Source organism: Agrobacterium sp. H141 (genome assembly GCF_057158725.1).
In genome coordinates, this window is record NZ_CM169893.1 from 940862 (window position 1) to 965972 (window position 25111).

A 25111-nucleotide genomic window follows, 5' to 3' on the forward strand; every position below is an offset into this window, starting at 1 on the left:
ATGAATGCAGCGCTGGATATTGTCGCAGGCGAGGAGGTCATCATCCGTCGCCGTGGCACTCTTGGTCACATCGCGCTTAACCGGCCAAAGGCTATCAACAGTTTGACGCTTGAGATGGTGAGATCGATCGCCAGTGCGCTGGATGAATTTGCCGGGGATCCGGGCATTGCTGCCGTCTTGCTGACGGGGGAGGGCGAGCGTGGGCTTTGCGCCGGCGGCGATATCAAGGCAATCCAGGCATCGGCCAGCAAGGACGACGGTTGGGCGGAGACCTTTTGGCGTGAGGAATATCGTTTGAACGCCGTCATCAACGGATATTCAAAGCCTTATGTGGCGATCATGGATGGTGTGACCATGGGCGGTGGTGTCGGGCTTTCTGCTCATGCAAGCCATCGCGTCGTCACGGAGAAAACCCGGCTTGCCATGCCGGAAACAGGGATTGGCTTCTTTCCCGATGTGGGGGCGTCCTGGCTGCTGTCTCATGCGCCGGGAGAAGTTGGAACCTATCTCGGTCTGACCGGGCAGATGATCGGCGCTGCCGATACCATGCTCGCCGGACTGGCCGATCACTATGTTGCGACCACGAGACTTGAAGATTTATTGGCGGCCCTTGAGGCACTGCCCGCTGACGCGAGTTTCGAGCAGGTTGGCGATGTGATCGAAAGCTTTGAAGATATCGCTCCGGAAGGTGATCTTTCCGGCCATAAGCCACTGATTGACCGGTTCTTTGGCGAGAGTTCGATGGAGGCAATCATCGCTGGATTGAAAGCGGACGAGAGTGCGTTTGCCGCAGAGACGCTTGCCACGCTCGAAACCCGTTCACCGACCAGTCTCAAGGTGACGCTTGCCATGTTGCGGGCCGGTCGTCAAAGTCGCGATCTCGAAACCTGTCTGGAGCGGGAATTTGGCGGAACGGCATCGACCGTCATAAGCCATGATTTTCATGAGGGCGTGCGGGCGGCGGTGATCGACAAGGATCGCAATCCGAAATGGCAGCCGCGGAGGCTCGACGATGTGGGAGAGGACATCGTTGAGGCCTATCTGACGCCGCATGTGCGGCCCTTGTTCTAGAATTGCAGCGGGAGGAGTACTGGCTGTGGGGGCAGAGACATTCGACTATATCATCGTCGGTGCCGGCAGCGCCGGATGTGTTTTGGCCAATCGGCTTTCTGCTGATCCGGCAAACCGGGTGCTGTTGCTCGAAGCCGGGGGTCGCGACAATTATCACTGGGTTCATATCCCGGTCGGCTATCTCTATTGCATCAACAATCCACGCACCGACTGGTGTTTCAAGACCGAAGCGGAGGCAGGCCTGAACGGCCGTGTGCTCGGCTATCCGCGTGGCAAGGTTCTGGGCGGCTGTTCCTCGATCAATGGCATGATCTATATGCGTGGCCAGGCGCGGGATTACGATCAATGGCGGCAACTTGGCTGCGACGGCTGGGGTTGGGACGATGTGTTGCCCTTTTTCCGCAAATCGGAAGACCACCACGGCGGTGAAGATGAGATGCATGGAGCGGGCGGTGAATGGCGTGTCGAGAAGATGCGCGTCCACTGGGCCATTCTCGATGCTTTCAGAGCCGCTGCCAGCGAAGCCGGAATTCCGCAAACCGATGATTTCAATCGCGGCGATAATGATGGGTCGAGCTATTTCGACGTGAACCAGCGAAGTGGCATTCGCTGGAATACCTCCAAGGCTTTCCTGCGACCCGCCATGAAGCGGGCAAATCTGACCGTGCTTACCAACGCGCATGCACAACGTCTGCTGGTCGCCGACGGGGCGGTGGCTGGGGTTGAGGTCCATCACGATGGCATGGTGAAGCAATATCATTCCCGAAAGGAAACCGTGCTTTCGGCTGGTGCTATCGGTTCGCCGCATCTCCTGGAATTGTCCGGCATCGGCAAGGGAACTGTCCTGCAACACGCGGGCATTCCTGTGGTAGCGGAGGTTCCCGGGATTGGTGAAAACCTGCAGGATCACCTGCAACTTCGCATGGTGTTCAAGGTGACGGGCGCACCGACGCTGAACGAAAAGGCATCGAGCCTGTTTGGCAAAGCGGGCATTGGGCTTGAATATCTCGTGCGTCGGTCAGGGCCGATGTCCATGGCACCAAGCCAGCTTGGCATCTTCACCCGGTCTGGACCGGAAAAAGATACACCTGATCTGGAATATCACGTGCAGCCCGTGTCTCTGGACAAGTTCGGTGGGCCTGTTCACAGATTTCCGGCCATCACGGCAAGCGTGTGCAATCTGAGGCCCGAAAGCCGGGGCTCTGTCCATGCGGCATCACCGGACTTTCGGCATCACCCGTCGATCCGGCCCAACTATCTGGCGACCGAAGGCGATCTGGAGGTGGCGGCGCGCTCCATTCGACTGACACGCCGTATTGCTGCCCAGCCGTCCTTTGCGCGGTTCAAGCCGGAGGAGTTCAAACCGGGTTCGGCCTTTGAGACGGATGAGGATCTAAGGCGTGCGGCTGGCGATATCGGCACGACCATTTTTCATCCGGTCGGTACCTGTCGCATGGGTTCGGATGTGGAGAGCGTTGTCGATCCGCGCCTGCGTTTCAGGGCATTGAAGGGGCTACGCATTGCCGATGCCTCGATCATGCCGACGATCACATCGGGCAACACCAATTCGCCAACGGTCATGATTGCCGAAAAGGCTGCGGAGATGATCCTGGCGGACCATCACTAAGCCGGTTGCGCACCGGACATTGCATACTCTGGGAGGAGAGCGAATGACGAGGATCACATTTATCGGTCTGGGCAATATGGGCGGGCCAATGGCTGCCAATCTGGTGGCTGCGGGTCACGCGGTCACAGGTTTTGACCTCTCTGCGGACATGCTGAAGGCGGCTGCGGAACGCGGTGTCAGTTCCGCGCCGACACTTGAGCAGGCGGTTGTGGATGCCGAGGTGGTGATCACCATGCTGCCCAAAGGCCAGCACGTGCTGCGTGTGTGGGCAACACTTGTGACACTTTCGAGGCCCGGACAACTTCTGATCGATTGCTCCACCATCGATGTGGACAGTGCCCGCAAGGCGCACCAGATGGCCGCCGCTGCGCAATGCCTCTCTCTCGATGCGCCCGTTTCGGGCGGCACCAGTGGCGCGGAGGCCGGCACGCTCACATTCATGGCCGGTGGCAGTGTCGAAGCGTTTGAGCGCTCGCGACCTGTCCTGGAAGCCATGGGCAGAAAGATTGTCCATTGCGGCGATGATGGCGCGGGTCAGGCAGCGAAGATCTGCAATAACATGATACTCGGCATTTCCATGATCGGTGTCTGCGAAGCGTTCGTATTGGCCGAATCACTGGGGCTCTCGCATCAGGCCCTGTTTGACGTTGCGTCGACATCGTCGGGCCAGTGCTGGTCGCTCACCAGCTATTGCCCGGTGCCGGGTCCCGTTCCCGCTTCGCCTGCCAACAAGGATTACCAGCCGGGTTTTGCCGCCGCCTTGATGCTGAAGGATCTGAAGCTTTCGCAGGAGGCGGCCATGGCGAGCGGTGCGGCTACACCACTTGGAGCCGCTGCAGCACAACTCTATGGGATGCTCGATCGCCAAGGGCAGGGTGGCCGGGACTTTTCCGCCATTATCGAGATGTTGAGAGGCAAAACTGCCGTGGAATGAACCTTCGTTTCCTCTTGCTCCATTTTCACATCTGCGTAAAATGAAAGGCAAGTGAAAGCGGGAGGTTTCGTTGTCCGGGATGTTGCAGCCTGCATTGGGAGCGACCGAGCTGGAAGCTGTGCGGCGATGCTCGCACCAAGGCATCTTCCATGACATTGGCCTCGCTTGATCAGACATACCGGCTTGCCGTTGGGCGGTCGCGGGAGGAGATAAGTTTATGAGCGGTTACATTCTGGCGATAGACCAGGGAACCACGTCGAGCCGTGCAATCGTCTATGACGCGCAGATGCAGCCTGTCGGTGTTGGCCAGCAGGAATTTTCCCAGCATTTTCCCGATTCCGGTTGGGTGGAACATGACGCCGATGAAATCTGGCAAAGTGTCGTCGCGACATCCAGGGCCGCGATCAAGAACGCTGGTCTTCAGGCCTTTGATATCGCGGCGATCGGTATTACCAACCAGCGCGAGACGGTCGTGCTTTGGGACCGAAAAACAGGCGAGCCCGTGCACCGGGCAATCGTTTGGCAGGATCGACGGACCGCGCGGTTCTGCGAGCGGCTGAAGGACCGGGATCTGGAACCGCTCTTTACCGAAAAGACCGGACTGCTGCTCGATCCCTATTTTTCGGGCACCAAGATTTCGTGGCTGCTCGACAATGTCGAGGGTCTACGCGGGCGCGCCGAACGGGGTGAAATCTGCTTTGGCACGGTCGACAGTTTCCTTATCTACAAACTGACGAGCGGAAAAGTGCATGCCACCGACGCCACCAATGCGTCGCGAACATTGATCTACAATATCGCCGACAATGGCTGGGATGAGGACTTGCTGGAGATCCTCAAGATTCCGGTCGGCATTTTGCCTGAGGTGAAAGACTGCGCCGATGATTTCGGCATGACGGATGCCGGGATATTGGGTGCAGCGATACCCATCCTGGGAGTCGCAGGCGATCAGCATGCGGCCACCATCGGTAATGCCTGTTTCGAGCCCGGCATGTTGAAGTCCACCTACGGCACCGGTTGCTTCGCTCTGCTGAACACCGGTGCCGACAGGGTGCCGTCATCCAATCGGTTGCTGACGACCATTGCCTATCGCCTGAACGGCAAGACAACCTATGCGCTTGAAGGATCTATCTTTATCGCAGGCGCTGCGGTTCAGTGGCTGCGTGATGGTTTGGGCATGATATCTGCTGCATCGGAAGTGAATGAACTGGCTGCGAAAGCGGATCCAAATCAAAATGTCTACCTGGTGCCAGCCTTCACCGGGCTTGGTGCTCCCTACTGGGATTCAGATGCACGCGGCGCGATGTTTGGGATGACGCGGAATACGGGTCCTGCCGAATTCGCAAGGGCGGTATTGGAAAGTGTGGCCTATCAGACGCTCGATCTTCTCGACGCCATGCAAAAGGATTGGGCCGGAGACGCGAGATCGCAGACTGTGCTGCGGGTCGATGGCGGTATGGTTGCCTCGGACTGGACCATGCAGAAGCTGGCCGACATTCTGGCCGCCCCTGTGGACCGTCCTGTGAACATGGAAACGACGGCCTTTGGTGCTGCCTGGCTTGCCGGCTCCAAAGCCGGGATATGGCCGGATCAGGCGGACTTTGCTGCCAACTGGAAACGTGAGCGCCGGTTCGAGCCTTCAATGGATGAGACCCGGCGTGTGGCTGGTATAGCTGGCTGGAGAGATGCTGTTTCTCGGTGCCTCACCAAATAAGTTGACTGAAATTCGCCAGATTCCGCGTGGCAAGATCACATGGCCGGTGGCATAATAGCCTTGAGCGGTGATTTTGTCCCGCGTGCGGAAAAGCGGATTTTCATGAGAATTGTTCTTCTTTGTCTCGGTTGGCTTGCTGTGGCGCTGGGCGTGATCGGCGCCTTCCTGCCGATCCTGCCGACCACGCCCTTCATGATCCTTGCAGCCGCGCTTTTCGCCCGCTCTTCACCGCGTTTTGAGAAGTGGCTGCTCGATCATCCAAAGTTTGGAAAACCCCTGACCGACTGGCGAAAACAGGGTGCTATTTCGCGTCCGGCCAAGATTGCATCTTTAAGCCTGATGAGTGTCAGCTACGGCATCATCTGGTTCACCGGCTCGACGATGCCGTGGGTGCGGATAGTGACTGCCGTCATCCTGCTCAGCAGTGCCATCTTCATTGTCACCAGACCCGAACCGAGTTGAATTTTGCCGTGAATTGATCCAGTTCGGCTGGCTTTCCGTATACGTCTTTAAGGTAAAACTTGAGGGCGATTATTGATGCAGATTGGCGATAAACCGACACCTCCTTCGGCCTGGGTCATCGGTGCAAGTTCGGGTATCGGGCGGGCTCTCAGTCTCGCCTTGGTCAAGGACGGTTGGAGAGTTGCGGTCAGCGCACGAGGTGCGGAAGGGCTGGAAAGCCTTTTCGAAGAAGCGCGCACTTGTATCGAGCCGTTTCCTGTCGATATCACGGATAAAAAAGCTCTGGACACGGTGACCTGTTCGGTTAACGAGGTCATGGGGCCGCTTTCGCTCGTTGTTCTTTGCGCTGGAAACTATGAGCGCGACAATCCGAGCCATTTTGACAGTGCCGCCTTGCAGCGCATGGTCGATCTGAACCTGATGGGAACGGCAAACTGCCTCGAGCGTGTTCTGCCGCCCATGATCGCCAAGGGGAAAGGTCAGGTCGCAGTCGTGTCTTCCGTTTCCGGTTACGCAGGCCTGCCGGGCGCCGCATTCTATGGCGCGACCAAGGCTGGTCTGGCGATCATGTGTGAGGCGATGTATCCGCAGCTCAAATCAAAGGGCATCGATATCAAGCTGATCTGCCCGGGTTTTGTCGAAACGTCTTTGACATCGAAGAATGACTTCCCCATGCCGTTCATCGTGTCAGCTGAAAAGGCGGCAGGCATCATTTTGCGCGGCTTGAAGTCAAAGCGCTTTGAGATCGCCTTTCCCTGGCAAATGAAATACGGCCTGAAACTGTTGCGCTTCCTGCCGTATCCCATCCAGTTCGCGCTTACGAAAAAGATGTTGCGCAAGGAAACCTGATCCTTTCCGGGTCAGGGCGCCTTCAACTCGAATTGCACCACATCGAGCCGACCGATGCGGAAACCCACGGCGCAATAGTGGAGATAATACTGCCACATGCGCCTGAAACGTTCGTCGAAGCCGAGCGGCTTGATCCGGTGCCAGTTGGCCTCGAAGGTTTCGTCCCACATCAGCAGCGTCTTCTCGTAGTCGCGCCCAAATCTGAACGTGTCCAGAACGTCCAATCCCGACTGCCTTGCCGTGTTCTCGAACACCGTAACGGACGGCAGCATGCCGCCCGGGAAGATGTAGGTCTGAATGAAGTCGGCGCTGCGCCTGTAATCCTCGAACCTGCTTTCGTCGATGGTGATGACCTGTACCAGCGCATGACCACCCTTCACCAACAGATCCCGAACCCGGTTGAAGTAGAGGTGCCAGTTCTCCTCGCCCACAGCCTCGAACATCTCGATGGATACGATCTTTGTGAAGCGTTCGCGGCAATCGCGATAGTCCTGAATTCGGATATCAGACCTGTCGCTCATGCCCGCTTCGTCGAGCCTTTCGCGGGCAAAGGCAGCCTGTTCTTTCGACAGCGTCAAACCGGTCACATGGCAGCCGGTGCGTCTTATTGCGTATTCTGCAAAGCCGCCCCATCCACAGCCAATCTCCAGAACATGATCGGTGGGGCCTATCTCCAATTTCTGAAGGATGCGTTCATATTTGGCGTTCTGCGCGTCAGCCAGATCCTGATCCGGATGCTCGAAAAGCGCCGAGGAATAGGTCATCGTTTGGTCGAGCCAGGTCGCGTAAAACTCGTTTCCGAGATCATAGTGGAACGCGATATTGCGCTTGGAACCGGATTTCGAGTTGCGGTTCAGGCGATGGCGCAGGCGAGCCAGAAGTCTTGTCAGAATGCCGGGATGAACAATGCTCCCGAGGCTTTCCTCATTGGCAATTGCCAGTTCAAGCAGATCGGCAATATTGCTCGTGTCCCAGTCGCGATCCATGAAGGAACGGGCAAAGCCCAGGCTGCCGCCCGTCAGGATGCGCCAGACTGCGCGACCATTATTCAGTCTCAACGACGCCGAGGGGCCTGGCTCCATGCCAACGAAAATCTGCTCTCTTCCGTCTGGAAAAGTCAGGGTAAGGTGGCCGTGCCGCAGCTTTCCAGCCCAGCGAAAGAGCATCCGCTGCCACGGCAGTGTCACAGGCGGCATGATGGGTGCGGTCTGTTGGTCGACATGGGTCATGGCGTTTCGCTCTTGATGATACTGTCAGTGGGAACCAGGGATATGGCGATGGGGTCTGCTGCCTTCTTGTGGCGGTAAACCGGAAGGCCCTTTTTCCAGAGGCGAAATGCTTCCAGATGAATTCCGCCCATGATTTTCAAAGTCATCAGCGGATAAAGCGCGAGCATTTTCCAGAGCGCTGCCGAGGTGAGAGGTTTCCTCTTGCCGTTGAAACTTGCGAAAAGAAGCGAACCTTTCGCGTCGTGCTCATCTATGGCAATCAGCACATCATCCTGCGGCGGTGCGATGCGGAAACGGTAGCGGCATTCCATTGGCATGAAGGGCGAGACATACATGGCCTTGTCGCATTCATGGCGGATGGTGCGGTGCTCAGGGTTTGCGACCGGAATCACATAGGTGTGACGCTCGCGAAAGGTGTTGCAGACCTCGTAGAGCATCGCGAGCAAGGTGCCATCATCGTCTCTGCAGAAATAGACCGTCAGCGGGTTGAAGCCATAGCCCAGAACGCGGGGATAGCAGAGCACTGCGACAGACAATTTCTCCGCCTGAATCCCGGCGTCATCCAGACGCTCTCCGATCCAGGCTTTCAATGTGCCGGGTGTGCCCGAACCATGATCGGCATCGTTGAAGGAAAATGCGCCGAAGCGGTTGTAGCTGAAGAGCGAAAGTGTGCGATCGAGCACTGGCAGTTCATCGAGGTCCAGCAGAAGGGTAAAGACGCCATAGCGCAAGCGATGCTGGCGCGGGCGGTGCCGTACATGAACCACGTCGCCGACATAAAGTGCTGATGTCCCCGTCATTCGGCGGCCACTAAATGATCCGGCACGACGATACGACCAGACTCATTTTCCACGTTCCAGGGCCGCTTCATTCCGCCGAGTTGCTCCGCGACGGCAAGACCGGACTGAAGGCCATCCTCGTGAAAACCGCAGCCGAAATGCGCGCCGCAGAACCAGGTGTTGCGGCGTTTTTGCAATTGCCACAGATCCTTCTGTGCACGAATGGCCGGTTGATCGAACAGCGGGTGGGTGTACTCAAAGCGCGCCAATATCTTTTCGCTCGCGATCTCCCTGTTGGGATTGAGCGTCAGGAACATCGGTGGAGCATTTTCCAGGTTTTGCAGCTTGTTCATCCAGTAGGTAACGCACAAGGGCTGTTCGCTGTTCATCCCGGAATCGCCGATGAAATTCCAGCTGGCCCAGACCTGCTTGCGTTGCGGCATCAAGGTCGCGTCGGCATGCAGGACTGCCGTGTTGGCCGTATAGCGGAACGCACCCAGAATCTTGCTTTCTGTCAAATCCGCATCGGCCAGCATGGCCAAGGCTTGATCGGCGTGGGTTGCGATCACGACATCGTCGAAGATATCGACGCCGGCCTTTGTATCGGTGACCATGACATGATCGGCTTCGCGCCTGACTTCGATCACGGAGCAGCCGAGGCGCACTTCGCCGGCGAAATCGGCCAGAAGGCGGCTCACATATTCGCGGCTGCCGCCCTTTACCGTGCGCCATTGCGGGCGCCCTTTAACCACCACGAGGCCGTGGTTGACGAAAAAGCGGATGAAGGCTTCCATCGGATAGTCGCGCATGTCGGTCATGGTTGTCGACCAGATGGCAGCGCCCATCGGCAGAAGATGATCCTCGATGAATGAGCGGCCATATTCCGCCTGATCGCAATATTCGCCAAGTGTCATACCGCCGAGGTCGCCACGCGTGGCAAGCTCAGGCGCTTCAGCATAGAACCTGCGGATGCCGGAGAGCATCTTCCAGAAGCGCGGATTGACGATGTTTGAGCGTTGCCCCAGCAGCCCACCTATGCCGGATCCGGAATATTCGAACCCGCCTCCATCCAGGGAGGCCGCGAACGACATGTTGGATGCTTCTGTCGGAACATTGAGGTGGTCGAAGAGAGCAACGAGGTTTGGGTAGTTGCGGTCGTTATAGACAATGAAGCCGGTGTCGACTGCAATCGTGTCACGCGTGGAGCCGGCGTCGACCGTGTTGGCATGGCCGCCCGGTCGGTTCTCGCTTTCGTAAAGCACAACATCCGTGGTTTTGGACAGAAGCCATGCCGCCGACAGACCGGAAATGCCGCTACCGATGACTGCTACCTTGCGTCTGCGCGCGCCTGAGAACTTCAATGTGTCCAACGGTTTGACCCCTGCTTTTTATCGTATTGCAATCTAATACGCGGTGCGAGGCACTGCGGATTTATGAGGGGTAAAAATTTCTTGGTGATCCAGTTTTCTGTGGCGGACGTATAGGTCAGCATGACGGTCCTGTTTCCCACAACGGCATTGACGTGCCACTATGTATCTCGCATCGCGATGAGGCCCCTGGTCCGCCGCGCTGGCAAGGGTGGGAGAGTGCGTGTCTGCATGAGTGGGGCGTCCGATAAAAACAATGAGACCAATGTGGCCGCTTTGCTGGCCGCTGTCGCGAATGCGAGGGATGTCGATGCCTTCGAAGCACTTTTCCGTCTATATGCTCCGCGCGTGCGGGCTTATATGGCGCGGCAGTGCCGCGACGTTCAACTGGCCGAAGAATTGATGCAAGAGACCTTGATGACCGTATGGCGAAAAGCATCGCTTTTCGATCCCGCACGCGGAAATGCAGAAGCTTGGATTTTCACGATCGCGCGTAATCTGAGAATTTCCGCCTTTCGCAAGACCAGTCACCCCGCATTCGACCCTTCTGATCCGGCATTTGTGCCGGATGGTGAAGTGGCACCGGATATTGCGTATGAACAGGCCACTGAGGCAGACAGACTGCGTGAGGCCATGAAAGCTTTGCCTCCCGAACAGGCGGACTTGCTCCGCTATTCCTTCTTCGACGAAATTTCCCACCGTGCGCTCGCCCAGAAGCTCGATCTGCCGCTGGGGACGATCAAGTCCCGCATCCGGATGGCTTTTGCAAAATTGCGTGTTGCACTGGAGGACCGCGAATGACCATCCAGCACCATTTGGGCGATGAGATCCTGTTGGAATACGCCTCTGGCGCATTGAGCGAGGGCTGGAGCCTGGCGGTCGCCAGCCATATGGCCTTGTGTCCGTCCTGCCGTCGCAGGCTCGCCGTGCTTGAACAGGCGGGGGGTATCATGATCAAGCAGATTGAATGTGCCGATGCCGGAACAGACCAGGCATGGGACAGCATGAGAGCCCGGCTCGCGGATGAGGGCGGTGCACGGACTGAAACACCGGCGACCGAGGTGCCTTCTGCAACTGAGCAAGCCCGTGGCAAATCCGTGTTGCCTGAACCATTGCGCTCCTATGTCGGGGGCGATGTGGATGCGTTGAAATGGAAGGCGCTTGGCCGTAGCGCCAGCCACGTTATGGTGACGACCGGCGATCCCTCCACACGTGTCCGCCTGTTGCGTATCCCGGGCGGAAAGCCCGTTCCGGAACACTCGCATGGTGGGCGCGAGCTGACCCTCGTGCTTGCCGGCAGCTACATGGACGGCGATCAACGCTTCGGGCGTGGTGACCTTGAGGAAGCCGACGAAGAGGTGATGCACCAGCCGATTGCGGACGATGGTGAAGATTGTATCTGCGTGGTTGTGACCGATGCGCCAATCCGGTTCAAGAATTGGTTTTTCCAACTTCTACAGCCTGCTTTGAAGATCTGATGGCGGTGCCTGCTGTCTATGTGAACCGTCAATTCCACCTGAAAAAATTGAGTTTGTTTCAGATTTTATACGCCCAGCGCCGTTGAGAAGGATGCGATGAAGATGACGACCTATATCATTGCCTATGTGAGTGCTGTGATCGTTTTTCTGGGCGCCGACTATCTGTGGCTTTCAAAGATTGCCATCGGGTTCTATCGATCGCGCGTTGGCGATCTCTTGATGGCACAGCCCAATTTTGCTGCTGCCGGCGCGTTCTATCTCGCCTATATCGTCGGTATCGTCTATTTCGCAGTCGTGCCTGCACTCAATAGCGGTACCTGGGTCACGGCTGCCGTTGCCGGCGCTCTTCTGGGCTTCATCGCCTATGGCACCTATGATATGACCAATCTGTCTACTCTCAAGGGGTGGTCTCTTTCGGTGAGCCTGATCGATATGGCCTGGGGGACAGTGTTGACCGGTGTGACGGCGACTGTTGCCTATCTGGTGGCATCACGCTTTGCTGCCTGATCAAGATCTCCGTCGATAAAGTGAAATAGCGGACTTAGGCACCTTCTGTCGTGCGGTCCGCTGCGTTATGAGTTCGCGGCTGCGCCAGCGATAAGGCTGGTGGCATTGCGGAGTATCACCATGAATTTTCTTCGTCACTTCGTGACGGTTTGCGCCCTTGCGCTGATGACGATGCCGGCTCTGGCAGATCAAGATCTGCCGAAATTGCGCGCGGCCATGCTGGCGACCGGCACCGTCAACTGGGAAATCAGTACCATCCAGCATCACGAGCTCGACGGTCGAAACGGGTTTCAGCTTTCGGTTCTGGCCTACGCCGACAATGGCGCGACGCGCGTTGCTTTCGAGGGCGGCGAAGCGGACGTCATGGTGGCAGACTGGATCTGGGTGGCGCGCCAACGCGCAGCCGGCAAGGACTATGTTTTTCTGCCCTATTCTCTGGCCGTCGGCGGTTTGATGGTGAAGGCCGATAGTGGCATTGAAACGCTCCCGGATCTCAAGGGTCTGAAGATTGGCATCGCCGGTGGGCCAGTCGACAAGAGCTGGCTGATCCTCAGAGCCTACGCGAAACAGGTTTTCGATATGGATCTCGCAGCCGAGACGGAGCAGGTCTTCGGTGCGCCGCCCTTGATATTTAAGGCAGCACTTTCAGGTGAGACCGCGGGAACGATCAATTTCTGGCACTTCATGGCCAAGATGAAGGCCAAGGGCATGCGCGAGCTTGTGTCTGTTGCCGACGCCGCAAAGGCCCTGAAGCTCGATCCGGATACACCACTGCTGGGCTATGTGCTGAAAGGTGATTATGTGGCGAACCATCCGGATATCGCCCGAGGTCTGTACATGGCGTCGCGCGAGGCCAAGGATTTGTTGCGCGTGGATAATGAGGCTTGGGATGCCATTCGCGAGACTATGAATGCTGCCGATGACGCAGAGTTCAGTGCCCTGATTGCCGGATATCGTGCGGGTATTCCGAGCGGCAAGCCCATTGACGAAGCGGCGGCGGATCGCTTCTTGCGGATGATGGCCGATCTCGGCGGCGAGGATCTGGTGGGCAAGGCCACGACGCTGCCGCAAGGAGTGTTCCTTCATCTTGAATAGGGCTTTCCACAACAGGGCGCTGGTGCGCGTGCTGTCATTGCTGTTGCTCTTGGCGCTCTGGGGTGTCGCGGCTTGGCTGACGGCGGACCGACAGGTACTGCCGGGACCTCTTTCTCTGATTGAGCCCTTCGCAAAAGCCGTTGCTTCGGGTACCTTGCCCTATCATTTGGCCATGACGCTGATGCGTGTGGTGCTTGCCTTTATTCCAGCCCTCGTGATCGGTCTGGTGCTGGGTTACTTGATGGGCCGGATGCCAACGGTGGATAAATGGCTCGATCCGTGGCTCGTGGTCTTTCTCAACCTGCCGGCGCTGGTCCTGATCGTTCTTTGCTATCTTTGGATAGGCCTCAACGAGACGGCAGCCATTGCCGCAGTGGTGCTCAACAAGATCCCCGGTGTCACCACGATCATTCGCGAAGGTGCCCGAGCGCTCGATCCGAGCCTTGATGCGATGGCGAAGGTCTACCGCATGGGAAGCGTGGCACGTCTGCGTCATGTGATCGTGCCGCAGCTTGCCCCCTATATCACGGCAGCATCCCGGTCCGGGCTTTCCGTCATCTGGAAGGTTGTGCTGGTGGTTGAATTTCTGGGCCGTTCCAGCGGCATTGGCTTTCAGATCCATTTCTACTTCCAGCTTTTCGATGTGGCGATGGTGCTTGTCTATTCGCTGAGTTTCATCGCTGTCATGCTGGTGGTGGAGGCTGCCTTGCTGCAACCTTTAGAGCGGCGCGTGCGCCGCTGGAGAACCGCATGATCAGCGTCGATATCCAAAGGAAGGCTTTCGGAGCTCGCGAGATCCTCAAGGAGATCCACTTCACGATGGGGCACGGCGAAACTGTCGCCATCCTCGGGGCGTCCGGGATCGGCAAATCGACGCTGTTGCGCATTGTGGCCGGTATCGACACTGATTTCGATGGAGCGATTACACGGCCGCAGAACGTTGCCATGGTGTTTCAGGAACCCGTACTTCTGCCCTGGCGCTCAGTGCTCGACAATCTCTTGCTGGTTCATGGAGGTCTGGATGAGGCGCCAGCGTTTGCGATGCTGGAACGCGTTGGCATCGTGGCAAAGGCCAGGGATTATCCCGGGCAGTTGTCGCTTGGTCAGCAGAGGCGACTGGCTTTGGCGCGTGCCTTCGTTGGCAAGCCGGAACTGTTGATCATGGACGAGCCCTATGTTTCACTGGATCCGGTGACCGCCAATGATATGCTCGAACTAACGGAGGCTCTGATGAGCGATATCCGTCCGGCGGTGATGCTGGTCACGCATTCCAAGGTTGATGCCGAGCGGCTTTCGAACCGCTGTTTGGTGCTTGAGGGATTGCCTGCATCCCTCACTCTGGTGGATGTGGCCAACACTCTATAGGGTCGGCCAACGGTTCTGAGCCAGGGGGCAAAATACAATTGACCCTGACGTCGGTCGATGACTGTGCAAACGGGGGATAGCTGTAAAAAGCACAGTGACGGACCGATTGCATGTTCCAAGCGTACTCATATGATAAAAACGGGCCTTGTGCGCGGCTGAGGTCTTGTTAGGGATCTGGAGCCAATTTACGGTTTGTTTACAACTAACTTGATGGGAGACGGGTTTGAAGATCGGATCACCAAAAGAGGTGTTCGAGGGGGAGGCGCGGGTCGCCATGACCCCCGAGAGCGCTGCACAATTGCAGAAACTTGGTTATGACTGCATCATTGAGACTGGCGCTGGTAAAGCTGCCGGGTTCTCGGATGAAGCCTATAAAGCGGCAGGCGTCGAAGTGGTAAAAACGGCAGCCGCGCTTTTCAAGGCCGCCGATATCATCGCCAAGGTGCGTCCGCCTGTTGATGCCGAGGCCAAGCGTCTGACCAAGGACAAGACGCTTATTTCCTTCTTTTACCCGGCTCAAAGCCCTGAAATGCTTGAATTGTGCAAATCCAAGGGCGCAAACGTCATTGCCATGGACATGGTGCCACGCATCAGTCGCGCCCAGAAAATGGATGCCCTGTCGTCGATGGCCAATATCGCCGGCTACCGTGCGGTGATCGAGGCGGGCAACAATTTCGGTCGCTTCTTTACCGGTCAGGTGACCGCCGCCGGCAAGGTTCCACCGGCCAAGGTGCTGGTCATCGGTGCAGGCGTTGCTGGTCTGGCCGCCATTGGGACCGCAACGTCGCTGGGTGCTGTTACCTATGCTTTCGACGTGCGTCCTGAAGTGGCCGAGCAGATCGAGTCCATGGGTGCTCAATTCGTATATCTCGATTTCGCCGATCAGCTGCAGGATGGGGCCGCGACCGGCGGTTACGCCGCTCCGTCGTCGCCGGAATTCCGCGAGAAACAGCTCGCCAAGTTCCGGGAACTGGCACCTGAAATCGACATCGTGATCACCACTGCGCTGATTCCCGGTCGCGATGCGCCCAAGTTGTGGCTGAAGGATATGGTGGAAGCCATGAAGCCCGGGTCGGTCGTTATCGACCTTGCGGCCGAACGGGGCGGTAACTGCGATCTCACGGTTGCCGACGAAAAGGTCGTGTCCTCCAATGGCGTCACGGTCGTTGGCTATACCGACTTCCCAAGCCGCATGGCTTCGCAGGCGTCCACGCTTTACTCGACAAACATCCGTCACATGATGACGGACCTGACGCCCGGCAAGGATGGCAAGGTCGTTCACAACATGGAAGACGATGTCATCCGTGGGGCGACGGTTGCCTATCAGGGCGACATCACCTTCCCGCCGCCGCCGCCGAAAATCAAGGCGATCGCGGCGCAGAAGCCGAAGGAAAAAGCCAAGGAACTGACGCCCGAGGAAAAGCGCGCGCAGGAAGTGGCCGCCTTCCAGAAAGCGACCAAGCAGCAGGTTGGTCTGCTGGTCATCGGTGGTCTGCTGATGGCAATCATCGGAGCCTTTGCACCGGCAAGCTTCATGCAGCATTTCATCGTGTTTGCGCTGGCATGCTTTGTCGGCTTCCAGGTGATCTGGGGCGTTTCGCATTCGCTGCACACGCCGCTGATGGCCGTGACCAACGCCATTTCGGGGATCATCATCATCGGTGCCTTGCTGCAGGTCGCAGCAGGTGGATGGATTGTCACCGTTCTTGCGGCCATCTCGGTGCTCATTGCCATGATCAACATCGTCGGGGGCTTCATGGTCACCCGTCGCATGCTGATGATGTTCCAGAAGTCTTAAGGGGGCGGTTTCATGTCTTTCGGTATCCAGACCGCCGCCTATATCGCGGCTTCGGTTCTTTTCATCCTTTCACTCGGTGGGCTTTCCGGTCAGGAAAGCGCCAAGCGTGCCGTGTGGTACGGAATTTCGGGCATGGCGATCGCAGTCATTGCCACCATTCTCGGCCCTCAGGTGCAGATCTCGTTCATTTTGATCCTGGCACTGATCGTCGGCGCTGTTGTCGGCGTGTTCCTGGCCAAGCGGGTCGAAATGACCGGAATGCCACAACTGGTGGCGGCGCTTCACAGCTTCGTCGGTCTTGCGGCCGTGTTCATCGGCATCAACTCCGATCTGACCGTGCATGAGTTCTTGACCCATGCGGAGCAGGTTATCCATGAGGTCGAGGTGTTCCTCGGCGTCTTCATCGGTGCGGTAACCTTTACCGGTTCGATTATCGCCTATGGCAAGCTTGCTGGAAAAATCGGCGGCAAGGCGCTCATTCTGCCTGGTCGGCATATGTGGAATGCAGCGGGTGCCATCGTGTCGCTGCTGCTGTTGATCCTCTATATCGGCGGTGCAGGATCGTGGACGCTTTACCTGATGACGCTGATTGCCTGTGTGCTGGGTGCGCATCTGGTGATGGCGATTGGCGGTGCGGACATGCCCGTCGTGGTCTCCATGCTCAACTCCTATTCGGGTTGGGCGGCGGCTGCCACCGGCTTCCTGCTCGGCAATGACCTGCTGATCGTTACCGGTGCGTTGGTCGGCTCGTCGGGTGCAATCTTGTCCTACATCATGTGCAAGGCCATGAACCGTCACTTCCTGTCGGTTATCCTGGGCGGCTTCGGGAATGCCTCGGGTCCGCAGATGGAGGTCGAGGGTGAGCAGATTGCCATCGACGCGGATGGTGTTGCGGCTGCGCTGAACGAGGCGGACTCGGTCATCATCGTTCCAGGCTACGGCATGGCGGTTGCGCAGGCGCAGCAGTCGGTATCGGAGCTTACCCGCAAGCTGCGTGCGAGTGGCAAGGAAGTCCGTTTTGCCATCCATCCGGTGGCCGGACGTCTGCCAGGCCATATGAATGTGCTTTTGGCAGAAGCCAAGGTGCCTTACGACATCGTCATGGAAATGGATGAGATCAATGACGACTTCCCCAATACGGATGTCGTGATCGTCATCGGTTCCAACGACATCGTCAATCCGGCAGCACAGGAAGATCCGAACTCACCGATCGCCGGCATGCCGGTCCTGGAAGTGTGGAAGGCCAAGCAGGTGTTCGTGTCCAAGCGCGGGCAGGGTACAGGTTACTCGGGTATCGAGAACCCGCTGTTCTACAAGGACAATACGCGCATGTTCTATGGCGACGCCAAGAAGTCGATCGACAACCTGCTGCCTTTGATCCGGTAAACTGAACTGAAATTTCGAAAATGTGAAAACCGGCGGGAGAGCAATCTCCCGCCGGTTTTCGTTTGGTCCGCCGTTATTGGATATGGAAATTCAGACGTAGCTGACCTTCTCATGGCCGAGTGCAGCCATCACGCCGCGCAGTTCGGCCAGGCCGCGCATGCGCCCGATCAACGGATAGCCGGGATGATTGGCGCGCTCGGCATCGTTCAGCAATTCATGGCCATGGTCGGGGCGCCAGGGGATCCGCCAGTCGGCCCGGCCTTCGGCTTCGCGTCGCCTCTCTTCGGCAACAAGGGCGGCGGCCAGCGACACCATGTCTGTATCGCCCTCGAGATGGGGCGCCTCCTCGAAAGAACCGTCCGGCTCCTTGGCGACATTGCGAAGATGGGCAAAATGAATGCGGTCGGCAAAACGGCGTGCAATCGCCGGCACATCATTTGCCGGATTGGCACCGAGCGAGCCGGAGCAGAGCGTCAGCCCGTTGGCGAGGCTCTTCTGCTGGTCCATGATCCAGCCGATATCATCTGCATCGGAAACGATGCGGGGAAGCCCGAGAATGTCCCGTGGCGGATCGTCCGGATGGACGCAAAAGCGCATGCCGAGATCATCGGCCGCTGGAATGATTTCGGACAGGAAGCGGGCATAATTGCCACGCAACTCGTCCTGGTCGATGCCCTCATAGTTCTTCAAGGCAGAGCGCAGACCGTCGATGTCATAACGGTCAAAGGCACCCGGAAGGCCGGACATGATGCTTTTGAGGAGCGTTGTGCGCGCTGTTTCGTCAGACGACTGAAACCAGTTCGCGGCCGCCCTTCGCACTTCTTCGGGATAATCCGCTTCGGCCTCCTGCCGTCTGAGCATGAAGAGCTCGAAGGCTGCCATCTGCGGGGCGTCGAAACGCAGGGAGGATCCACCGCGTTTGACGGGAGCGTCCAGCCGTGTGCGGGTCCAGTCAATCAGCGGCATGAAGTTATAGCAGATGGTATGGATGCCAGCTTCGGCAAGGTTCGCCATCGACTGGCGGTAGTTGGAAAACAGCCGTTCCAGATCGCCTGTGCCGCGCTTGATGTTTTCGTGGATGGGCAGGCTTTCGACCACATTCCAGTGCAGGCCGAGGCCAGCATTGTCGATTTCCGCCTGTCTGTTGCGGATGGTCTCAAGCGGCCAGATCTCGCCATAGGGGATTTCGTGCAGGGCAGTGACAATGCCGCTTGCACCGGTCTGGGCAATCTCGCTAAGCCGGATCTTGTCGAAGGGGCCGTACCAGCGCCAGCTTTCAATCATCGGTGCGTTCTTTCGCCATCACACGGGCACCCTTTTCGACAAGGCCCTTGTAAGACTGAACAAGTGCGTCGCGAAAGATCGGGTTCGATGCGAGCGTCTCAGGGAAGATCTTGCGCACCGCGAGGATTGCCTCGACCTTGCCCTCAGCGGACGACGCGCCATCGCTGAGCGTCTTCAGGTCTGCCGACAGCGGGTCGCGCACGTCAATTGCGTCGCCATTTTCGTCGGTGCCGCCGACATAGCGCATCCAGGCAGCCACCGCGAGGCAAAGGCCTTTGGGCGTGCGGCCGGCGTCGAGATTTTCCGCGATTGTTCCCAGAATGCGTTGCGGCAGTTTCTGCGATCCGTCCATGGCAATCTGCCAGGTTCGATGCCGGATCGCCGGGTTGGCGTAACGCTCGAACAGTTCCCCGGTATAGGCCTGGAGATCGACACCCGGCGGTGCCTTCAGTATCGGTAGGATTTCCTTTGCCCAGAGAGACTTGCAAAAGGCCGCCAGAACCGGATCTGCCACCGTCTCCGAGATGGTTTCATGGCCTGAGAGATAACCGAGATAAGCGAGCGATGAGTGAGTGCCATTGAGGCAACGCAACTTCATATGTTCGAAGGGTGTCACGTCTTCGACGAGTTCCACACCGACGGCTGCGAAATCCGGGCGCTCACCATCGACGAAATCATCCTCGATCACCCATTGGCTGAAAGGTTCGTGCATGACAGGCGACAGATCCATGACGCCAGTTTGCTCCGCCAGCCTGTCGATATCTTCTGGTTTGGTGGCGGGCACAATGCGGTCGACCATGGTCGAGGGAAATGTTGCGTGTGTTCCGATCCAGCTTTTCAGTTCGTTGTCGATCAGGCCGGACAGTTCCAGCACGAGACCGCGCAACAGTTTGCCGTTTTCCGGCAGGTTGTCGCAGCAAAGAACGGTGAAGGGCCGTGTTCCCGCCTTCCGACGGCGGTCGAGCGCACGCACGAGAAAACCGACGGCCGAGCGCGGCGCATCAGGGTTTTCCAGATCGTGGGCGATATCGGGGTGGTCACGATTGAGCTTGCCGGTCGATGGTTCGTGGCAATAGCCTTTCTCCGTTACCGTCAGCGAAACGATCTTCGTTTCGGGCGCGCTCATGACACCCAGAACCGCGGCGGGATCTTCCCGCGCCACCAGAACATCCGTAATGACGCTGATCACCCTTGGTGTTTCGCCCTCGGGACCAAGCTCGACAGCGGTATAGGCAAAGTCTTGGGGGGCCAGCGCATCGCGCTGATCCGGGCGCACAAGGCTTACACCTGCAATGCCCCAGTCGCCGCCGGATTTCGTCATGGCTTCTGCGATATAGACAGCGCCGTGGGCACGGTAAAACGCGCCAAGACCGAGATGCACGATCGCGGTCGATGGACGCGCGGCGTCAGTGGGACGTTTCAAGCGGGGATATTCAGCGGGCAAGCCAGCCTCCGTCAACATTGAGTATCGCTCCGTGCACGTATTTGGCGGCCGGAGAGGAAAGAAAAACCGCAGCGCCACCGATGTCGGAAGCGTCGCCCCAGCGACCTGCTGGAATGCGCTCGAGTATAGCCTTGTTGCGGCTTTCGTCGGCACGCAGCGCCTCGGTGTTATTGGTCGAAATATAGCCGGGTGCAATAGCATTGACGTTGATGCCCTTCGCCGCCCACTCATTGGCCAAGAGCTTTGTCAGGCCCGCAAGGCCACTTTTGGATGCGGTGTAGGACGGAACACGGATGCCGCCCTGGAAGGACAGAAGCGAGGCGATATTGACGATCTTGCCTTCGCCGCTTCTGGCCAATACCGATCTGGCAAAGGACTGGCAGAGGAAGAAAATCGCCTTCAGGTTGACGTCCATCACCGCGTCCCAGTCTTCCTCGGTAAAGTCGATCGCATCGGCGCGGCGGATGATGCCGGCATTGTTGATGAGAATATCAACCGGACCATTGTCCTCGAACACCGGGGCACCCGCCATCGGGTCGGCGAGATCGAGCTTGAGGCCTTTCGCTTTTCCGCCAGCCTTCTCGATCATGCCCACTGTTTCGTCGAGCGAGGAGCGGCCAGCGCAGATCACCTCTGCACCGGCTTCTGCCAATGAGATCGCGATGGCCTGGCCGATGCCGGTATTGGCGCCCGTCACCAACGCCCGCTTGCCATCGAGGGAAAAGATGCCGCTCATCGCAGGGTCTCCATCGAGACCATGTCCATGTCCTTGTAGTTGATGTTGTCGCCAGCCATGGCCCAGATGAATGTATAGGCGCTCGTGCCGGCACCGGAATGGATCGACCAGGGCGGGGAGATCGCGCCTTCTTCGCTTTTCAGCACCATATGGCGTGTCTCGTTGGGTTCGCCCATCATATGGAAGACGCGCTGATCGGCGGGCACATCGATGTAGAGATAAGCCTCCATGCGGCGGTCATGATAATGGGCAGGCATGGTGTTCCAGACCGAGCCGGTGGAAAGTTTCGTCATGCCGACCACCAGTTGGCAGGCTTTCATCACTTCCGGATGGACAAACTGGTAGATGGTGCGCTCGTTGGCGGTTTCCTTTGAACCCAGAGTGACCGATGCCGCATCCTCGATCTTGATGAGACGTGAGGGATAAGTGTGATGGGCCGGGGCCGACAGAATGTAAAAGCGGCCCTTACCGGAGAACGAGATCTTGCCGGCGCCCATGCCGAGATAAAGCATATCGCCTTTGCTCATGGCATATTCGTCATCGGCCTTTATCGTGCCGTCGCCGCCGATATTGACGATCACCATTTCGCGGCGATCGAGGATGGAGGCTGTGCCGCAGGGCTTGACCTCGTCCAGCACCAGTTCCTTGCCGTCCGGCACGGCACCGCCGACGATCATGCGGTCGTAATGGGTGTAGATCAGATTGATCTGGCCGGACTGAAAGATATCGCCGACGCGGAAATTCTGCCGGAGTTCTTCGGTGCCGAAGGTCTTGGCGGTCTTCGGATCGATGGCGTGGCGGATTTCAACATTCAGCATTATCGCATTCCTTTATGTTTTATAGAAAATCGTCGCGGCGGGGCGTAAAGCAATCGACAAGCGTGCCGCCCTCCAGCGCCCTGCAGCCGTGCACTACATTGGAGGGGATGACGAAGCTGTCTCCGGTTCTCACCACCGTCTTTTCGTCGCCAACCGTGAATTCAAATGTGCCGGATTGCACATAAGTCGACTGCACATGGGGATGATTGTGGAGGGCGCCGACGCCCCCTGTGTCGAAGTGGAATTCCACCACCATCAGCTCCGGGCTGTCGGCGACCACCTTGCGTGTGACGCCTTCGCCGGTGATGACGGTTGGAAAGGATTTCACGATGGTGTCAGACATGAGAAGGCCTCAATGGAACAGTTTCGGCAGCCACAGCGACAGTGCCGGAATGTATGTAACCAGCAGCAGTGTCATGACGGCGGCACCATAGAAAGGCCAGATGGATTGCATGGCCTGCCAGATCGGTATGCGCCCGACGGCGCAGCCGACAAAGAGCACCGCTCCCACCGGGGGTGTGCAGAGGCCGATCCCCAGATTGAGGATCAGGATCACGCCGAAATGAACCGGGTCCACACCGAAGGCCGTTGCGACCGGCAGGAAGATCGGCGTGGTGATGACGATCAGCGGCGACATGTCCATGAATGTGCCGAGGATCAAAAGGACCACGTTCAAAAGCAACAGGATCACGATCGGATTGTCGGAGACGCCACGCAGCAGTTCGACCATGGATGCCGGCACCCGCAAATAGGCGAGAAGCCAGCCGAAGGACGCGGCGCAACCGATGACCATCAGCACCATGGCTGTTGTTCGCACGGCCGCAAAGGTCGCTTCGACGAAGTCCTTCCATGACAGCGTGCGGTAGACGAGGATGGTGACCAACAGCGCGTAGACCACGGCAATGTTGGAGGATTCCGAAGCGGTGAAGACGCCGGAGCGCACGCCGCCGAAAATGATGGCGATCAGAATGAGACCCGGCACGGCATTGAGGAAAAGACCACCCATCCGGCTCCAGCCGGGAAAGGCTTCCGTTGGGTAGCCTCGTCTGGTTGCAACAAACCAGGCGGCGACCATCAGCGAGACGGCCAATAGAAAGCCTGGAATGATGCCGGCGGTGAAGAGGTCGGCGATGGAGATTTTTCCGCCGGCGGAGATCGAATAGATGATCATGTTGTGCGACGGTGGGATCATCAGGGCAATGATGGAGCCGACGACTGTGATGTTGACGGCATAGTCGACGCCGTAGCCGCGTTCCTTCATTTGCGGAACCATCAGTCCGCCGACGGCGGAAGCATCGGCGGCTGCCGAGCCAGAGACTCCACCAAACATGACGGATGCCATGATGTTGACCTGGCCAAGGCCGCCACGCAGGTGGCCCACCATCGCGCCCGCAAGCGCCACGAGCCGGCGGGCGATATCGCCACGAACCATCAGGTCACCGGCATAGATGAAGAAGGGGATCGCCATCAATGCGAAGACCGAGACGCCTGAGTTCAACCGCTGAAACACCACGACCGGCGGAAGACCCAGATAGAGGATCGTCGCGAAGCTCGAAACGCCGAGGCAGAATGCAACGGGAGTGCCAATCAGCAGAAGAAAGACAAATGAGCCAAAGAGAACATAGAGTTCCATATCAATCCTCAAGCTCTGTTTCGCCAAAGCGCGCGGTCGGCAGACCAGCGGCGCGGCGGATAATACGTTCAATGGAGAAAAGCACGACGAGAACGCCGCCGGCGACCAAAGGAATGAAATCGAAGGCGCCGGATATGCCAAGGCTCGGGATCGTGTTACCGGCTGTTTTCTGCGCCAGTTCAGTTCCGTAATAGATCATGCCGCCGCCAAAACAGCCAACGAACACATCTGATATCGAGTGCAGAAAATCCTTGCCGCGATCTGGCAGCAGGTAGAGGAAGACGTCGAAGGACAGGTGGTAGCCTTCGCGCGTGCCCACCGCTGCGCCCAGAAAGATGAACCAGCCCATGATCATGACTGAAGCCGGTTCGCTCCAGATCAGGCTGTCGTTCAAAATATAGCGAAAAAAGACCTGAGCGGCGATGAAAACGGTCATCAGGACCAGACCGATGCCCGCCGTCCAAAGCGCGGCGCGGGCCAGAATGCTGGTCATGCGCGCAATGAATATCATTTTACTCTGCAAGGAAAACGCTCCACGACAAGGGATGGCCTGCGGCTGGTGCCGCAGGCCTGAGTGACGATTACTTGGTTTCCTGAATACGCTTGACCATGTCCTTCAGCTTGTCGGACGTGACGTATTTGTCATAGACAGGCTTCATGGCGTCGATGAAGGGCTGCTTGTCGATATTGGTGACAACCTTGACGCCGGAGGCCTCGACCTTGGCTTCAGAGGCTTTTTCCTGCTTCTGCCAGAGATCGCGCATGTAAGGCACGGATTCCTTGGCGGCTTCCTTTACGGCCTTCTGGTCTTCCTCAGACAAACCGTCCCAGGTCTTCTTCGACATGACCAGAACTTCCGGCACGATCAGGTGCTCATCGAGCGTGTAGTATTTGGCAACTTCGAAGTGGCCGGAGCTGTCATAAGACGGCCAGTTGTTCTCAGCACCGTCGATAACGCCGGTCTGGATCGATGAATAGACTTCGCCGTAAGGCATGGGTGTCGCATTGGCACCGAGTGCAGAGACCATGTCGACGAACATGTCGGACTGCATGACGCGGAACTTCATGCCCTTCAGGTCGGCCATCGAATTGATCGGCTTTTCCGAGTTGTAGAAACTGCGCGAACCGCCATCAAAGAAAGCCAGGCCGATCAGATCGTGATCAGCGAAGGCGGCCAGAATTTCATCGCCAATCGGTCCGTCCATGACCTTGTGCATGTGATCGACCGAGCGGAAGATATAGGGCAGGGAGGGAACCTGGGTTTCCTCGATGATATTGTTGAACGGACCAAGCGAGACGCGGTCGAGGTCGATCACGCCGAACTGGGTCTGCTCGATGGAATCCTTCTCTTCGCCCAGCTGAGCGGAATGGAAGACCTCAATGCCGAGACGGCCATTGGTCTTTTCTTCCAGAAGCTTGCCCATGTGCTTGACGGCTTCCACTGTCGGGTAGCCATCCGGATGGGTGTCAGACGAACGCAGAACGCGGTCTGCTGCCTGCGCTGCCATTGATGTCATTACCACGGCTGCCGTTGCCAG

At 57.9% G+C, this 25111-nt stretch carries 25 protein-coding genes; 14 read left to right on the forward strand and 11 right to left on the reverse strand.

Features of this window, described 5'->3' with window-relative positions:
- From ACWPM9_RS04205 to ACWPM9_RS04230, 6 genes are all read left to right on the forward strand, one after another.
- The gene (locus tag ACWPM9_RS04205) at positions 1-1071 is read left to right on the forward strand and encodes an enoyl-CoA hydratase/isomerase family protein (RefSeq protein WP_484756859.1); all 1071 of its coding nucleotides are present in this window, start codon (positions 1-3) and stop codon (positions 1069-1071) included.
- 25 nt (positions 1072-1096) lie between these two features.
- Positions 1097-2698: a GMC family oxidoreductase gene (locus ACWPM9_RS04210; RefSeq protein WP_484756860.1), complete on the forward strand. Its 1602-nt coding sequence runs from the start codon at positions 1097-1099 to the stop codon at positions 2696-2698.
- A 43-nt stretch (positions 2699-2741) separates the two neighbouring features.
- Positions 2742-3632: a 3-hydroxyisobutyrate dehydrogenase gene (mmsB, locus tag ACWPM9_RS04215; protein ID WP_484756861.1), complete on the forward strand. Its 891-nt coding sequence runs from the start codon at positions 2742-2744 to the stop codon at positions 3630-3632.
- 217 nt (positions 3633-3849) lie between these two features.
- A complete protein-coding gene (gene glpK, locus ACWPM9_RS04220; protein ID WP_484756862.1) occupies positions 3850-5343 on the forward strand; it encodes a glycerol kinase GlpK in 1494 nt (497 codons plus the stop codon).
- 102 nt (positions 5344-5445) lie between these two features.
- Entirely contained in the window at positions 5446-5805 is a 360-nt protein-coding gene (locus ACWPM9_RS04225) for a YbaN family protein (RefSeq protein WP_484756863.1), read from the forward strand.
- Positions 5806-5880: 75 nt separating this feature from the next.
- Positions 5881-6654 (forward strand): SDR family NAD(P)-dependent oxidoreductase, encoded by a 774-nt coding sequence (locus ACWPM9_RS04230; protein WP_484756864.1) that lies wholly within the window; start codon positions 5881-5883, stop codon positions 6652-6654.
- Between the two features lie 11 nt (positions 6655-6665).
- Here the strand turns inward: ACWPM9_RS04230 and ACWPM9_RS04235 are convergent, their stop codons facing one another.
- The 3 genes from ACWPM9_RS04235 to ACWPM9_RS04245 are packed head-to-tail and all read right to left on the reverse strand — an operon-like array spanning position 6666 to position 10032.
- On the reverse strand, positions 6666-7883 hold the full coding sequence (locus ACWPM9_RS04235; RefSeq protein ID WP_484756865.1) for a class I SAM-dependent methyltransferase: 1218 nt from the start codon (positions 7881-7883) through the stop codon (positions 6666-6668).
- Positions 7880-8683 (reverse strand): DUF1365 domain-containing protein, encoded by an 804-nt coding sequence (locus tag ACWPM9_RS04240; RefSeq protein ID WP_484756866.1) that lies wholly within the window; start codon positions 8681-8683, stop codon positions 7880-7882. Before ACWPM9_RS04240 ends, ACWPM9_RS04235 begins: the two co-directional genes overlap by 4 nt.
- A complete protein-coding gene (locus ACWPM9_RS04245) occupies positions 8680-10032 on the reverse strand; it encodes an NAD(P)/FAD-dependent oxidoreductase (protein WP_484756867.1) in 1353 nt (450 codons plus the stop codon). Before ACWPM9_RS04245 ends, ACWPM9_RS04240 begins: the two co-directional genes overlap by 4 nt.
- Before the next feature lie 228 nt (positions 10033-10260).
- Here ACWPM9_RS04245 and ACWPM9_RS04250 point away from each other — a divergent pair, with 228 nt between their 5' ends.
- The 8 genes from ACWPM9_RS04250 to pntB all read left to right on the forward strand — a co-directional run bounded on the left by ACWPM9_RS04250 (position 10261) and on the right by pntB (position 17658).
- Positions 10261-10830 carry a sigma-70 family RNA polymerase sigma factor gene (locus ACWPM9_RS04250; RefSeq protein WP_484756868.1) on the forward strand — a complete coding sequence of 190 codons (570 nt, stop codon included), beginning with the start codon at positions 10261-10263 and terminating at the stop codon, positions 10828-10830.
- On the forward strand, positions 10827-11507 hold the full coding sequence (locus tag ACWPM9_RS04255; protein ID WP_484756869.1) for a ChrR family anti-sigma-E factor: 681 nt from the start codon (positions 10827-10829) through the stop codon (positions 11505-11507). Before ACWPM9_RS04250 ends, ACWPM9_RS04255 begins: the two co-directional genes overlap by 4 nt.
- A gap of 102 nt (positions 11508-11609) precedes the next feature.
- A complete protein-coding gene (locus tag ACWPM9_RS04260) occupies positions 11610-12014 on the forward strand; it encodes a DUF2177 family protein (protein WP_428187704.1) in 405 nt (134 codons plus the stop codon).
- Between the two features lie 120 nt (positions 12015-12134).
- Entirely contained in the window at positions 12135-13109 is a 975-nt protein-coding gene (locus ACWPM9_RS04265) for an ABC transporter substrate-binding protein (RefSeq protein WP_484756870.1), read from the forward strand.
- A complete protein-coding gene (locus tag ACWPM9_RS04270; protein WP_484756871.1) occupies positions 13102-13863 on the forward strand; it encodes an ABC transporter permease in 762 nt (253 codons plus the stop codon). Before ACWPM9_RS04265 ends, ACWPM9_RS04270 begins: the two co-directional genes overlap by 8 nt.
- Entirely contained in the window at positions 13860-14474 is a 615-nt protein-coding gene (locus ACWPM9_RS04275; RefSeq protein WP_428187706.1) for an ABC transporter ATP-binding protein, read from the forward strand. The genes ACWPM9_RS04270 and ACWPM9_RS04275 overlap by 4 nt, the downstream gene beginning before the upstream one ends.
- A 223-nt stretch (positions 14475-14697) precedes the next feature.
- Positions 14698-16272 (forward strand): Re/Si-specific NAD(P)(+) transhydrogenase subunit alpha, encoded by a 1575-nt coding sequence (locus ACWPM9_RS04280; RefSeq protein ID WP_428187707.1) that lies wholly within the window; start codon positions 14698-14700, stop codon positions 16270-16272.
- A gap of 12 nt (positions 16273-16284) precedes the next feature.
- Positions 16285-17658 carry a Re/Si-specific NAD(P)(+) transhydrogenase subunit beta gene (pntB, locus tag ACWPM9_RS04285; protein WP_428187708.1) on the forward strand — a complete coding sequence of 458 codons (1374 nt, stop codon included), beginning with the start codon at positions 16285-16287 and terminating at the stop codon, positions 17656-17658.
- 90 nt (positions 17659-17748) lie between these two features.
- On the opposite strand, the gene uxuA is transcribed toward pntB, so the two are convergent.
- From uxuA to ACWPM9_RS04325, 8 genes are all read right to left on the reverse strand, one after another.
- The gene (gene uxuA / locus ACWPM9_RS04290) at positions 17749-18942 is read right to left on the reverse strand and encodes a mannonate dehydratase (protein WP_484756872.1); all 1194 of its coding nucleotides are present in this window, start codon (positions 18940-18942) and stop codon (positions 17749-17751) included.
- On the reverse strand, positions 18935-20365 hold the full coding sequence (locus ACWPM9_RS04295; protein ID WP_484756873.1) for a mannitol dehydrogenase family protein: 1431 nt from the start codon (positions 20363-20365) through the stop codon (positions 18935-18937). The genes uxuA and ACWPM9_RS04295 overlap by 8 nt, the downstream gene beginning before the upstream one ends.
- A gap of 10 nt (positions 20366-20375) precedes the next feature.
- Complete coding sequence (kduD, locus tag ACWPM9_RS04300; RefSeq protein WP_484756874.1) at positions 20376-21122, reverse strand: 2-dehydro-3-deoxy-D-gluconate 5-dehydrogenase KduD; 747 nt, start codon at positions 21120-21122, stop codon at positions 20376-20378.
- Positions 21119-21940 carry a 5-dehydro-4-deoxy-D-glucuronate isomerase gene (kduI, locus tag ACWPM9_RS04305; protein WP_484756875.1) on the reverse strand — a complete coding sequence of 274 codons (822 nt, stop codon included), beginning with the start codon at positions 21938-21940 and terminating at the stop codon, positions 21119-21121. The genes kduD and kduI overlap by 4 nt, the downstream gene beginning before the upstream one ends.
- A 19-nt stretch (positions 21941-21959) precedes the next feature.
- Positions 21960-22283: a cupin domain-containing protein gene (locus tag ACWPM9_RS04310; protein WP_484756876.1), complete on the reverse strand. Its 324-nt coding sequence runs from the start codon at positions 22281-22283 to the stop codon at positions 21960-21962.
- Positions 22284-22292: 9 nt separating this feature from the next.
- A complete protein-coding gene (locus ACWPM9_RS04315) occupies positions 22293-23573 on the reverse strand; it encodes a TRAP transporter large permease (RefSeq protein ID WP_428187714.1) in 1281 nt (426 codons plus the stop codon).
- Position 23574: 1 nt separating this feature from the next.
- Positions 23575-24066, reverse strand: coding sequence for a TRAP transporter small permease (locus tag ACWPM9_RS04320; protein ID WP_484756877.1), 492 nt, complete (start codon positions 24064-24066; stop codon positions 23575-23577).
- A gap of 88 nt (positions 24067-24154) precedes the next feature.
- Positions 24155-25090 (reverse strand): TRAP transporter substrate-binding protein, encoded by a 936-nt coding sequence (locus ACWPM9_RS04325; RefSeq protein WP_428187985.1) that lies wholly within the window; start codon positions 25088-25090, stop codon positions 24155-24157.
- Between the last annotated feature and the right edge of the window lie 21 nt (positions 25091-25111).